The following is a 13,360-nucleotide window of genomic DNA, read 5'->3' as shown; positions in this document are numbered from 1 at the left end:
GCCGCACACAGAACCTAAAGCAGGGCGATTTTTTCACGGCGACCAGGACAGGGGCTAATCCGTTTTACTTATACCGCTATCCATGAAACAAATTTCTGCCTGCCGCTACTCATCATCTTCGAGGGTGCCGCTCCACTCAAAGAAATGACGAAATACATAAAGTGGATCATCGCCACATCCCCATCGCCTTCGAACTCATCTGACCCAGCATTTCCCTAAATCTGGCACTACGGGCCTATCGGCGTTTGTTTCTATCATGGCAGCAGAGCGGCCCTGAGGGCCGAACCACCCACGACATTGAGGTTGAATATGAGCAACCTATAACCAATGACTTCGTCCGTGCATTAGGAGCCGGCCGATGATTTAAGTCCTGCCTAGCCCCTTGGCGGGTTTCACAGTGCTTAACATCCAAAAGCAAATTCAATCCATCGCTGAGCACGTGGGATCAGACTCCACCCGCCCGCTCCTAAACCACCGTTGACCAGCCCAAATCCATTCATGAAACCTCGGTACCGGGGAACAGTTCACAGCGCTTGCTGTACCCCAGCCTGCTCATGAGTCGGTGCTGGTGGAGATTTATCAGGTCTCCATCGCTGTCTCTTTCATGCGAGCCAACAGAACCTGCAGCGGATGGAGCACCGTCGCACCCTCCTGTCGCTTAACCTGACTGCGGCAAGAATAGCCATCGGCAACAACTCGTCCCGATTGGTTAAACTTCTGGATGAGCAGCTTCCAGGATTGCCCATAGATCGTCTCCGACGTTTCGGCGTTTCTCGTTTCATGTCCGTAGGTACCCGACATCCCGCAGCAGCCACTTGCTTGTACCTGAAGCGTTAGTCCCATACGTTCAAAGATCTTCTGCCATTGGCCGATGCTGCCTGGTTCATTAGTTTTTTCAGTGCAGTGCGGCAGGAAGTGGTAAGGCTCATCCACTTTCGTTACTTCATTTTGCGGCAACGCATTGATAAGCCACTCCTGCGCAAGCATCACCAGGGGAGCTTCGCCGGCGCCCAATATCTTGGCGTACTCCTGTCGGTACACCAAGGTCATCGCTGGGTCGAGCCCCACCAATGGAACTTGATACTGCTGAAGACTGAGCAACGACTTTCCATTGACGCTGGCAGCCTTCTCAAATGCTTTGAGAAAGCCCTGCACCTGAAGGGGTTTGCCATTAGGCGCGTACGGTGCCAGGTAGACTTTGTAGCCAAGCCGAGAGATCAGCTCCACCCAGTCAACGAGCAACGGTGTTTCAAAAAAACGAGTGAAAGCGTCCTGTACAAGGATGACACTTTTCGCACGCTGCTCACCTGAAAGAGTTTCCAGGCGTTCAGGCATTGCCACCTCCACGTTCCAGCGCCGGCAAACGGCCGCAAAATCCACCAGGCTGAGTAGAGGGCTATCTACCATCCCGGCAGCTCGTTCGAGTAACCAGCGAACCGGTCGAGCGCTCATCACGAAATTGTAGAGACGCGGCATCTTGGCGATGTAAGGAACTGTGTATTCCAAGGAGCCGATCAGGTAGTCCTTAAGGGGACGCAAATACCGACTGTGATAAAGCTCAAGAAAGCGTGATCTAAACTCAGGCACATTCACTTTGACAGGGCATTGGCCTGCGCATGATTTGCATGCCAGGCAACCTGTCATCGCGTTATAAACCTCGTGGGAAAAGTCTTGCTGGCCCATCTTCTGCGCCAAGCTGTTAACGGCCCGATGTGCAAGGTTCTGAGGGGCAGCGGACAAACGCAGCCGATCACTTGCAGCCAGAACATCAACGCCCTGCTCCCCCTGCAATCTCAGCCATTCACGTATCAGCGATGCTCGGCCTTTCGGAGAGTGAATTCGATTGCGCGTAGCCTTCCAGGATGGGCACATGGCGTCATCAGGATCGAAGTTGTAGCAAGCGCCATTGCCATTGCAATGAACAGCAGTGTCATAGCTTTGCCAAACACGCTCATCAATTGTCCGGTCTAAGTCACCGCGCAACTCCACTTCGTCAACGCGTGTCAGTCGAGAACCCGGGACAGTTTTCGGCGTTGCAATCTTGCCTGGATTGAGTTGATTGTGTGGGTCAAAGGCTGCCTTCAGCTCCTGCAAAGCCGGGTACAAATCGCCGAAGTAATCTGGCACATACTGCGACCGCAAGCCCTTGCCATGCTCCCCCCATAACAACCCGCCATGTTTTTGAGTCAAGGCAGCGACCGCATCGGAAATCGGTCGGACCAAGGCCGCCTGAACAGGATCTTTCATATCAAGGATAGGGCGCACATGCAGTACACCAGCGTCGACGTGGCCGAACATACCGTACTGCAAGTCATAGCTATCCAGGAGCGCTCGAAACTCCTGGATGAAGTCAGCAAGGTTTTCGGGAGGAACAGCGGTGTCCTCGACAAACGGCTGTGGTCTGGCCTCTCCTTTGACGTTGCCCAACAAACCCACTGCGCGCTTACGCATCGCATAAACCCGCTTTAGCGCATCAGCTCCGATCGCCAGCGTGTGCCCCAAGCGCACAACAGAGGTATCGCGCTGCAGGTGCAGTACGAATTCATGAACACTCTGCAGAACAACCTCTTCATCGTCTCCGCTAAATTCAATGAGGTTGATCCCCAGCGTCGCTGTATCAGGATCTTCAGGGAAATACTCTGCGACGCCGTGCCAGACAATATCTTTCATCGCCAGCATCAGCACTTTGGAGTCCACGGTCTCGATCGACAGCGGCTTCATTTCCATCAGGGCCTTCGCATCGCGCAAGGCATCCATAAATCCGGCGTAACGTACGTTAACCAGAATGGAATATTTCGGGATAGGCAAGACGTTCAGTTTTGCCTCAACGATGAATCCAAGCGACCCTTCAGAGCCACAAAGCACACTATTCAGATTGAAGCGTCCGTCCGATTCGCGCAGGTGTGCCAGGTCATAACCGGTCAGGCAGCGATTGAGTTTGGGGAAGGTGTTCCTGATCAATTCAGCTTGAGTATCGGCGATGTCCAAAACACATCTGTAGACCTCACCGACCCGGTCTTTGCGCCTTGTCAGCGCGGGCAAATGCTCCGCGTCGACAGCTGAACTGGTGAGACGATTACCGCCAAGCAATACTGTAGAAAGCTCGAGAACGTGATCGCGAGTCTTGCCATAGGTACAGCTCCCCTGACCACTCGCATCGGTGTTGATCATCCCTCCAATAGTCGCGCGATTCGACGTTGAGAGTTCAGGTGCAAAGAACAATCCATAGGGTTTGAGTGCCGCGTTCAACTGATCCTTAACCACACCACTCTGTACTCTGACCCAGCGCTCCTGGACATTGATTTCCAGGATGTTGTTGAGATGCCTGGACAGGTCGACCACCACACCGTCAGTAAGCGATTGCCCATTGGTGCCAGTACCTCCACCTCGAGGCGTGAGCACCACTGTACTGTGCTCAGCATTACTGACCAGCCGCGCCAAAATCTCCACATCCTGCGCGTCCAATGGAAACAAAGCAGCTTGGGGCAGACGCTGGTAAATAGAATTGTCGGTAGCTAATACCGTTCGGTCGCCATAGTTGCGGGCAATTTCACCTTGAAACCCCGCCCCTTGGAGCGCGTTCAGAAAAGCGTCATAGGTCGTTTTCTGGGTATTTGGAGGTGATAACCGGGCAATCATGATGGAATTCCTACGGGCTAAAAAGCTAATCTATGCATTCGCATTACGTATGCTTAGTACAGGGCGCACCGAGTAGCTGCATATGGTTTCAATGATTCTTGCGCCTACGCACGCTTGGAACAAACGTAATTTCTGCTGGTTTTGCATGAGCTTTATGAATGAACGCGAGAAGACTGACCCCCTCAATGTCGCTGTTGGTTGCCTTCGAAGCTGCTGCGCGCCATTGCAGCTTCACCAAGGCAGCAGAAGAGCTGGCGTTGACCCAGAGCGCTGTCAGCCGCCAGGTACAAACCTTGGAGGCTCAACTTGAAATCGAGCTCTTCAGGCGTGAAGGCCGAAAGATTGAACTGACGGCTGCCGGCGCGCTGTATCAACACGAGTTGACGGCGGCTTTGGGTCGCATTCGAAGCGCAACATTGCAGACCATTTCGTACAAGAATGACGGTGGCCCACTGAGCCTGGCGGTACTGCCGACACTAGGTTCGAAATGGCTGCTTCCACGGATGCATGAGTTCTACGCAAAACACCCGGAAATCCTGGTTCACATACATTCGAGAATCATCCGGGAGGACGTGCACTCTTCAACTCACGACATGAACGCAATCATCTGCGTCGGCTCCGGGGACTGGCCAGGCTACATTTCACATAAGTTGCTCACTGAAAAACTGGCAGTGGTTGCCAGTCCTGCAGCGCTGCCCGAGTACCGCTCAATGACACCCGCGAACGTTGCTGAGCATACATTGTTAAATGTCGTATCGAGGCCCAGTGCCTGGTCTGACTGGTTCGACAACCATAACGTTGACCACAGAAACATGCGTGCAGGCCCGAGCTTTGAGCTCACGGCTCACCTCATTCAGGCGGTATCAGCAGGGATTGGAATTGGCCTAGTTCCAGAAATTCTTGTGCAGGATGAATTGAAGAGCGGCGAACTCGTTGCATTGTTTGAACCGATGGAAAGCGGTCGTAGCTACTATCTTATCTACGCGACTCGGTATCAGAATTTACCCTCGTTGAATGCATTTAGTGCCTGGCTTTTGTCGCTACCATTTCCAGACAAATGAGGTGTGAGACTTAAACCGTTGCACTGCTGCCGGCCTGTCACTTTTTGCTCCCCCCTCCGCCATACCGACCCACACGGGCCCTGCCAATCCCGCCACAAACGGGGGTACAGAGGGGGGTAGAAACACAAATCACAGGCAAAAAAAATCCCGCAAAGCCCCTGGCTTGCGGGATTTCTCTTTCATGTTTGGCGGGAAACCAGGGATTCGAACCCTGGAGACGCTATTAACGTCCGCCGGTTTTCAAGACCGGTGCATTCAACCACTCTGCCAATTTCCCTTGTGCGATAACGGATGATAATAGCCCATCCCGTCTCAGCGGGCGCCATAATACCCGAATGAAACACACTGTCAAACTCTCGCCATCGCTTGTTACAGAGCGTCTGTTATGATCTTTGCGACTGAACGTTTCAAAACCCAAGGAGTGTCGCCATGCGCGAACAGAATTACGCAGTGAATGGCAACGCGCAGGCTGAGCAGCTTGAAGTCAGCCGCGTGTTGCGCAACACCTATGGCCTGCTCGCCCTCACCCTCGCCTTCAGTGGCGTGATGGCGTTCGTAGCGCAGCAAATGCGTGTGGGCTACCCGAATATCTTCGTGGTGCTGATCGGTTTCTATGGCCTGTTCTTCCTCACCAACAAGCTGCGCGACTCGGCCTGGGGCCTGGTGTCGGCGTTTGCCCTGACCGGCTTCATGGGCTTTATCCTCGGCCCGATCCTCAACCGTTACCTCGGCATGGCCGGCGGGGCGGAAGTGGTCAGTTCGGCGTTTGCGATGACCGCGCTGGTATTTGGTGGTTTGTCGGCCTACGTTCTCATTACCCGTAAGGACATGAGCTTCCTGGGCGGCTTTATCACCGCTGGTTTCTTCGTGTTGCTGGCGGCTGTGGTCGCAGGCATGTTCTTCCAGATCAGCGGCTTGCAGCTAGCGATCAGCGCCGGTTTCGTGCTGTTCTCCTCGGTGTGCATCCTGTTTCAGACCAGCGCCATCATCCACGGCGGTGAGCGTAACTACATCATGGCGACCGTGAGCCTGTATGTATCGATCTACAACCTGTTCATCAGCCTGTTGCAGATCTTCGGCATCATGAGCCGCGACGACTGATTCACAGCGGAAAAAAAATGCCCCGTATCGAAAGATGCGGGGCATTTTTGTTTTCAGGGGTTCAATACTGGTTGGGTTCCATTTCCAGCTCAACCTTGAAGCGCTCAGCGATATCATGCTGGATGCGCTGGGCCAGGTTGGCGATGTCGTGCCCTGAGGCGCCGCCATAGTTGACCAGCACCAGCGCCTGCAGCGCGTGCACGCCTGCGTCGCCATCCCGGAAGCCCTTCCAGCCGGCCTTGTCGATCAGCCAGCCGGCGGCGAGCTTCATTTGCCCATCGGCTTGTGGATATGCCACCAGATCCGGATACAACGCCTTGAGTTCCTCTGCCAGCGCCTTGGACACCAGCGGGTTCTTGAAGAAGCTGCCGGCATTGCCCAGCACTGCCGGGTCCGGTAGTTTTTCCTGGCGAATGCTGCAGATTGCGCGGCTCACATCACTCGGCGTGGCTTCGGTGATGCCTTGCCCGGCCAGGCGCTGCTGAACCGGGCCGTAATCGAGTTTGAGGTGGCTGGCACGGCTGAGGGCGAAGCGCACGCGCAGGATCAGCCAACGACCGGTCTCGTGCTTGAACACACTGTCGCGGTAGGCGAAGCGGCACTCCTCCAGACTGAAGTCGCGCAACTCACCCGTGTGGCGATCCAGGGCGGTCAAGCCGGCGAACACGTCCTTGATCTCTACGCCATAGGCGCCGATGTTCTGCATGGGTGCCGCACCGACGGTGCCAGGGATCAGGCTGAGGTTTTCCAGGCCGCCAAAGCCGTGTGCGAGGGTCCACAGCACAAAGGGGTGCCAGGCCTCGCCTGCCTCGGCCTCGACCACCACCTGCATACCATCATCGTGCAATACCCGGATACCTTGGGTGGCCATGCGCAGCACCAGCGCTGGAATATCCCGGGTCAACAGCAGGTTACTACCGCCGCCAATCACCAGCAGTGGCAGCGCGTGCGTCGCGGCATAGGCCAGCGCTTCGCGCACATCATCATCGCTGCGGGCTTCGGCAAACAGCTGAGCACGCACATCAATGCCAAAGCTGTTGAATGGCTTGAGCGACGCCTGCGCTCGCATATGCAAGGTCATAAGCGCCCCTTCAATTCGATCACCAGTAAATCGCAGGCGGTCTCGATCAAGTCCAGGACCCGCTCAAAGCCTTGTTCACCTTCGTAATAAGGGTCTGGCACTTCATCCACCACCCCTTCGTAGCGACGCAGGAACAGGTCCAGTTCAGCCTTGCCCTGCGCGGGCTGCATCGCCTTGAGGTTGCGCAGGTTGCTGTGGTCCATGGCCAGGATCAGATCGTAGCGGGCAAAATCGGCGCGCGACACCTGTTGGGCGCGCTGGGCCGACAGGTCATACCCACGCCGCAGCGCGGCCCGCTGGCTGCGTTGGTCGGGCGGGTTGCCGACGTGCCAGTCGCCGGTGCCGGCCGACGCCACCTCGACCTGTCCCGCCAGCCCGGCCTCACGCAATTTATGGCGCAGCACACCTTCGGCAGTCGGCGAACGGCAGATATTGCCCAGGCAGACGAACAAAACTTCCATCAAGCCCCCAGCAAACGACGAACGCGCTCAAGGTCTTCCTGGGTATCGACACCGGCCGGCGGCGCTTCGAGGGCATCGCCCACATGAATGCGCACGCCATGCCACAGGGCCCGCAGTTGCTCCAGGGATTCGGTGTTTTCCAACCAGCACGGGCCCCAACCGACGAAGTCATGCAGGAAACCGGCGCGATAGGCGTAGATACCGATGTGACGGCGATAAGGCACGCCTTCCGGCAATACGTCAGGCCGCTTGGCAAACGCGTCACGCGCCCACGGCAACGTGGAACGGCTGAACGTCAGGGCCAGGCCATTGATGTCGCTGACCACCTTGACCACGTTCGGGTTGAGTAGGGTCTCGATGTCTTCGATCGGTTCGGCCAGGGTCGCCATGCGCGCTTCGGCATGGGCGGCCAGGTTGGCGGCCACCTGGTCGATCACGCTCGGCGGAATCAGTGGCTCGTCGCCTTGCACGTTAACGACGATGGCGTCGGGTGCCAGGCCCAGTTGCGTGGCCACTTCCGCCAGGCGATCGGTGCCGGAGTTGTGGTCTTCACGCGTCAGCACCGCTTCGGCACCGAAACCCTTGCAGGCCTCGATGATCCGCGGGTCGTCGGTGGCTACGACCACCCGCTCGGCGCTGCTTTTACAGGCCTGTTCCCACACCAGCTGAATCATCGGTTTGTCGCCGATCAGTTGCAGCGGCTTACCGGGCAAGCGGGTCGAGGCATAGCGTGAGGGAATGACAACGGTAAAGGCAGTGGTCATTTATCCAGACGCTCGTCGGTGGTCAGGGTGCGGGCTTCACTCTCCAGCATCACAGGGATGCCATCACGGATCGGGTATGCCAGGCCGGCGCCTTTGCTGATCAGCTCGGTTTTGTCGGCACTGAGCTTGAGCGGGCCTTTGCAGATCGGGCAAGCGAGGATATCGAGCAGTTTGGTGTCCATGAATGTGTCCTGGAAAGAAGCGTTTTAAGGCAAGAAACGGGCGGGCAGCAGGCGCATCAACTGGTTGTCGAACCAGGCGACAAATGCCGGCGATGGCCGCGCATCCACCGCAAGGTACCACCAGTCGGGCTGGGCGAAGGCGCGGCACTTCACCGCGTCTTTCTCAGTCATGACCAGCGGCAACGACGGTGTAAAACTCAAGACTTCAGCGCTGTACGACGCATGGTCGGCAAACGCATGGGGTATCGGCCGCCAGTGTAGCGTTTCAAGGGTGTTGAAGAAACGTTGCGGGTTGCCGATGCCCGCGACCGCATGCACGGCCTGGCCCTTGGCAAAGTGATCCACCGGCAGGCGCTCACCGGTCTGCAGGTTGACCAGCGTGGTGGGTTGCAGGCTGAAGGCAAAGCCACCGTCCCGATCATCGGGGGCACCGTTGTAGAGCAGCGCGTCGACGCTCAGCAGTCGCTCCGCTGGCTCGCGCAGAGGCCCGGCAGGCAGGCAGCGGCGATTGCCCAGGCCACGCGCGGCATCGATCAGTACCAACTCCAGGTCACGGGCCAGGCGATAGTGTTGCAAACCGTCGTCGGAAAGGATCAGGTCCAGGGGTTCGCTGTCCAGCAGCGCCTTGACCGCACGGCCGCGGTCCGGATCGATCATCAGGGGTACGCCGCAGCGCTGCACAATCAGCAGGGGTTCGTCACCCGCCGTCTCGGCGCTGTGGCTGGCCTCGACCCGCCACGGCAATTGCGGCGGCCTGGCGCCATAGCCTCGGCTGACCACGCCTACACGCAGGCCGCTGCGGCGGCAGTGCTCAATCAGCCATAGGATCAACGGCGTCTTGCCGGTGCCGCCGACGGTGATATTACCGACCACCACCACTGGCACGGGCGCCCGATAAATTTCGCCCTCGCCCGCCAGGAAGCGCGCACGCTTGCGCTGCACCACCCGGCGATACAGGGCTTCCAGCGGCCGCAGCAACAGCAGAGCCGGATGACCTTCATACCAGCCTTTGAGCAATCGATCGGACATGGCCATCAGGGTTGGCTCGCCGCCTCGACGGTGCTCATGCGCAAATGACTGAAGCCCAGCTTGCCGGCGGCATCCATCGCGGTGACCACGGCCTGGTGCTGGGTCTTGCCATCGGCGCTGATGGACAATGGCATTTTCGTATCGCCGCCGGATTCTTTCTGCAACGCGTCCATAAGACTGTTGAGATCGTTTTTCTCCAGCACCTGGTTATTCACCGAAAACACGCCCTCGGCGCTGATGGCGATCTCCAACTGCTTGACCTGCTGGTCTTCGGCCGGCGAACCGCTGACCGCTTCGGGCAAGTCGACCCGCAACTCGGTCTGCCGGGTAAACGTGGTGGTGACGACAAAAAACAGCAGCAGGATAAACACTACGTCGATCAAAGACGCCAGGTTGATATCGACATTTTCCCGTTGCTTGCGGCGAAATTTCACGCTTTGCCTCCAACCAGATCCACGTCGCGATCGCCCTGCACCACTTCCACCAATTTGATGGCTTCCTGTTCCATGCCCACGACCAGTTCATCGATGCGGCGCTGCAGGAAACGATGGAAGAACACCGAGGGAATCCCCACCATCAAGCCTGCCGCGGTGGTAATCAGTGCCTTGGAAATGCCGCCGGCCAGCACCGCCGCGTTGGTGGTCATACCCGCGCCCATGAACGAGCTGAAAATATCGATCATGCCCAGCACCGTACCCAGCAAACCGAGCAGCGGCGCCATGGCGGCGATGGTGCCGAGAGCGTTGATATAACGCTCCAGTTCGTGGATCACCCGCGCGGCGGCCTCTTCGATGCACTCTTTCATGATCTCGCGGCCGTGCTTGGAGTTGGCCAGGCCGGCGGCGAGGATTTCACCCAGCGGTGAATCGGCGCGCAGGGCCTTGAGCTTTTCCTTGTCCAGCTGTTTGTTCTTGATCCAGCCCCACACCTGCCCCAGCAGATGCTCGGGGGTGACACGGCTCGCGCGCAGGGTCCACAGGCGTTCGGCGACGATGCCGAGTGCGGCGATGGAGCTCAAGATGATCGGCAACATCATCCAGCCGCCGGATTTGACCAATTCCCACACAGTGAATGTCCCCTCGAAAAAGTGCGCCACTTTACCATATAGGTTCGACAGCGGGGCTCGTCGACCCTGGCATTGCCCAGGCTCGTCGCGCATACCGGGTCAGGGTAACCGTTCGCGCCAGAAACGCCGTTGACCGCGCGCAACCTCCGGGGTCGCAAAAGCGCCCAATTGCAGACGCACGGCGCCTTGCTCGGCGCTGTCGTAGACCCGGCTGCCCAGCGCCCGATAGCGCTCCATGACCTGCGGATGGGGATGTCCGAACGCGTTGCCGCGCCCGCGCGAGATCAGCACCGAACGGGGCGCAAGGCGCTCCAGAAAGGCCCAGGAGGACGAGCTGTGGCTGCCATGATGCGGCGCTTGCAGCCAGTCGGTCGGCACCGCCAGCGGCGAGTCGAGCAGCGCCCGCTCGGCGGCGTGATCGATATCGCCGGTCAGCAATAGGCGCTCCCCGTTGGCCTGCACTTGCAGGACACAGGATTTCGCGTTGCCGCTGATAGCCTCAGGCCATTGCCATAATTCAAAAGCCACCCCGTCCCATACCCACTGCCGGCCACTGACACACGCCTGCGCGCCGAGCAGGGCCGGCAGCCGTTGCGTTTCTCCGCTGATCACGCGGTCAACCGGCATGCCTCGCGCGATCGCCACCGCGCCGCCCGCATGGTCGGCATCGGCATGGCTGAGCAGCAGCAGGTCCAATTTGGCGACGCCAAGTTTCTTCAACGACGGCAGCACCACGCGCGCGCCCAGGTCGAACGCTCCCGCGCGCGGCCCGGCGTCGTAGAGCAACGTGTGATTACGAGTACGCAGAATCAGCGCTTGCCCTTGCCCTACATCCAGTTGCAACACATCGACCTGGCCGTGGGGCACCGGCGCGCGCGGAGGGAATACCGCCAGCAGCAGCATCGGCCAACCCAGCCCCCGCAGCGGCACGCCGCGGGGCAATAACAGCACCACCGCGCCGAGCAGGCTGACCAGCCAGGCAGCCCACGGCACTTGGGCCGGCAGCCAGGCGGGCATGTGCCCTGCGAGCCAGGCCAGGCCGACGAACAACCCATCCAATGCGCCGCCCGCGAGCCACAACAGCCCTTCCCCTACAACTGGCACGCTCAACAGCGCGGTGCCCAACAGCGCCAATGGCAGTACGACCAGGCTGATCCACGGCACGGCCACCAGATTGGCGAGCGGCGCACTCAGGCTGATGGGCAACCCCAGCACCAGCAGTACCGGAAACAGCCCAACGGCGATCGCGCATTGCGGCCGCGTCCATACCTGCCAGAGGCTCCACGGCCCCAGACGCCCGCTGAACGCCAGGATCAGCACCGCCACCGCCGCAAACGACAGCCAGAAACCTGCCTGCAGGCTGGCCAACGGCTCCAGGATCAACACCCCATTGAATGCCAGCAACAGTGGCCACCACACTCCCAGGTGACGAAAACGCAAACGCCACAACAGCACCAGCCCTACCATCACACACGCACGCTGCACCGGCACGCCGAAGCCGGCCAGCAATCCGTAACCCAGGGCGGCGGCAAACGCCAGGCCACAGGCCCACGGCAGCCACGGCCAGCCTCGCGGCCAGGCGCCCCGACGCGCCAGCCCGGCGATCAGCCCGTAGATCAGGCCTGCCAGCAGGCCGATGTGTTGCCCGGAAATCACCAACAGATGCACCGTGCCGGTGTCCTGCAAGACCTGCCAGTCCTCAATGGTGAGGCCGGAGCCATCGCCCAGCACCAGAGCGGCCAGGCCCGCCTCGCGACCATGGGCATCCACCGCCAGCAGCCGCTGGCGCACGCCGTCGCGCCAGGCATTGTGCGCTGGCGCCAGGCGTTGGCCGTCTTTCACCGAACCGGTCGCACCGACACGCTGGGCCAGCAGCCAGGCTTCGCGGTCAAAGCCATGGAAATTCAGCAGACCGGCAGGCCGTTTCAAGGTAATTGCCAAACGCCATCGTTCGCCGCTGCGTACCGGCGGGCCGTCACGCCAGGACACGCGAATACGCTTGGGTAATCGACCCGCCCGCGACCGTCCGTCGGTCAGTTCGAAACGCACCGCCTCTTCGGTTTGTTGCGGCAACCCCGTCACCCGGCCTTCTACCCAACGGGTCTGCCCATCCAGCGTCGGCGACAGCCGGTCATTCAGGGCCCACTGCGCGCCGATACACGCCCAACTCAGTCCCAGCAGGAAAAACGCCAGTGGGTAGGTTCGAAATGGCAACAGCATCAACGCCAGCGCCAGCATGCCTATCAGCCATCCCGTGGCAGGCAGCGTGGGTAGGAACACCACCGCCAGCAGCCCCAACGCAAGCGCACACATCCCTGTCCTCATGAATCATCCTTTTCAAGTGATCCACTCAGTCTTAGACGGGCCTGCGACAAGGCCTATGATGTTTTGTCACAAAGTCTGAATTTCCTGTTTATAGAATGCGGGCATACTTGCCCCTCGAACCGACCTGGACCCCTTATGCCTCGGCGCTTATTCAAACGGTACATGCCCGACCCCACCAGTATCAGGGAACACAAGTCATTACAGTTTCTCGGTACGTTGCTGCATGATCCGAACCTCTGGCACCTCAACCGACACTCGGTGGCGCGGGCCATGGCCGTGGGCCTGTTCGCGGCGTTCATTCCGATTCCCTTGCAGATGCTGCTCGCAGCGATCCTCGCCATCACGGTGCGCGGCAACATGCCTATCGCCGTGAGCCTGGTGTGGCTGACCAACCCGATCACCATGCCGGTGGTGTTCATTTGCACCTATCTGACCGGCGCCTGGCTGATGAACGTCCCCGCGCGCAGCCTTCCCGACGACTTGACCTGGGAATGGATCAGCGGCCAGTTAAGCACCTTGTGGCAACCCTTTCTGCTCGGTTCGGTGGTACTGGGGCTGGTGCTGGGCGCACTGGCCTATTGCCTGACCATGGGCTACTGGCGTTGGTGGGTTGCCCATCAATGGAAGAAACGCAAACAGCGTCGCGGCTGA

The 13,360-nt window shown here is 59.2% G+C and carries 12 protein-coding genes and 1 tRNA gene; 3 read left to right on the top strand and 10 right to left on the bottom strand.

Features of this window, described 5'->3' with window-relative positions:
• Positions 1-579 precede the first annotated feature (579 nt).
• On the bottom strand, positions 580-3,639 hold the full coding sequence (gene ydiJ / locus G7025_RS03725) for a D-2-hydroxyglutarate dehydrogenase YdiJ (protein WP_181076694.1): 3,060 nt from the start codon (positions 3,637-3,639) through the stop codon (positions 580-582).
• A gap of 158 nt (positions 3,640-3,797) precedes the next feature.
• Between ydiJ and G7025_RS03720 the strand changes: the two genes are divergently transcribed.
• Positions 3,798-4,700: a LysR substrate-binding domain-containing protein gene (locus G7025_RS03720; protein ID WP_181076692.1), complete on the top strand. Its 903-nt coding sequence runs from the start codon at positions 3,798-3,800 to the stop codon at positions 4,698-4,700.
• Positions 4,701-4,886: 186 nt separating this feature from the next.
• On the opposite strand, the gene G7025_RS03715 is transcribed toward G7025_RS03720, so the two are convergent.
• Positions 4,887-4,977, bottom strand: a tRNA-Ser gene (locus tag G7025_RS03715).
• A gap of 152 nt (positions 4,978-5,129) precedes the next feature.
• Here G7025_RS03715 and G7025_RS03710 point away from each other — a divergent pair.
• Complete coding sequence (locus tag G7025_RS03710; RefSeq protein ID WP_003174664.1) at positions 5,130-5,801, top strand: Bax inhibitor-1/YccA family protein; 672 nt, start codon at positions 5,130-5,132, stop codon at positions 5,799-5,801.
• Between the two features lie 61 nt (positions 5,802-5,862).
• Here the strand turns inward: G7025_RS03710 and murB are convergent, their stop codons facing one another.
• From murB to G7025_RS03670, 8 genes are all read right to left on the bottom strand, one after another.
• Entirely contained in the window at positions 5,863-6,882 is a 1,020-nt protein-coding gene (murB, locus tag G7025_RS03705; protein ID WP_181076691.1) for a UDP-N-acetylmuramate dehydrogenase, read from the bottom strand.
• A complete protein-coding gene (locus tag G7025_RS03700; protein ID WP_181076689.1) occupies positions 6,879-7,343 on the bottom strand; it encodes a low molecular weight protein-tyrosine-phosphatase in 465 nt (154 codons plus the stop codon). The genes murB and G7025_RS03700 overlap by 4 nt, the downstream gene beginning before the upstream one ends.
• A complete protein-coding gene (gene kdsB / locus G7025_RS03695) occupies positions 7,343-8,107 on the bottom strand; it encodes a 3-deoxy-manno-octulosonate cytidylyltransferase (protein WP_181076688.1) in 765 nt (254 codons plus the stop codon). The genes G7025_RS03700 and kdsB overlap by 1 nt, the downstream gene beginning before the upstream one ends.
• Entirely contained in the window at positions 8,104-8,289 is a 186-nt protein-coding gene (locus G7025_RS03690) for a Trm112 family protein (RefSeq protein ID WP_003174668.1), read from the bottom strand. The genes kdsB and G7025_RS03690 overlap by 4 nt, the downstream gene beginning before the upstream one ends.
• 24 nt (positions 8,290-8,313) lie before the next feature.
• Positions 8,314-9,324: a tetraacyldisaccharide 4'-kinase gene (lpxK, locus tag G7025_RS03685; protein WP_181076686.1), complete on the bottom strand. Its 1,011-nt coding sequence runs from the start codon at positions 9,322-9,324 to the stop codon at positions 8,314-8,316.
• A complete protein-coding gene (locus G7025_RS03680; protein WP_181076685.1) occupies positions 9,324-9,752 on the bottom strand; it encodes an ExbD/TolR family protein in 429 nt (142 codons plus the stop codon). Before G7025_RS03680 ends, lpxK begins: the two co-directional genes overlap by 1 nt.
• The gene (locus G7025_RS03675) at positions 9,749-10,384 is read right to left on the bottom strand and encodes a MotA/TolQ/ExbB proton channel family protein (protein ID WP_159936015.1); all 636 of its coding nucleotides are present in this window, start codon (positions 10,382-10,384) and stop codon (positions 9,749-9,751) included. The genes G7025_RS03680 and G7025_RS03675 overlap by 4 nt, the downstream gene beginning before the upstream one ends.
• 99 nt (positions 10,385-10,483) lie before the next feature.
• Positions 10,484-12,709, bottom strand: a complete 2,226-nt coding sequence (locus tag G7025_RS03670; protein ID WP_181076683.1) for a DNA internalization-related competence protein ComEC/Rec2 — start codon at positions 12,707-12,709, stop codon at positions 10,484-10,486.
• A 135-nt stretch (positions 12,710-12,844) separates the two neighbouring features.
• Between G7025_RS03670 and G7025_RS03665 the strand changes: the two genes are divergently transcribed.
• Entirely contained in the window at positions 12,845-13,360 is a 516-nt protein-coding gene (locus G7025_RS03665) for a DUF2062 domain-containing protein (protein ID WP_181076681.1), read from the top strand.

The sequence above is a fragment of the Pseudomonas lurida genome, assembly GCF_013522705.1.
GTDB lineage: Bacteria > Pseudomonadota > Gammaproteobacteria > Pseudomonadales > Pseudomonadaceae > Aquipseudomonas > Aquipseudomonas quebecensis.
This window is presented reverse-complemented; position numbering and strand designations above follow the sequence as displayed.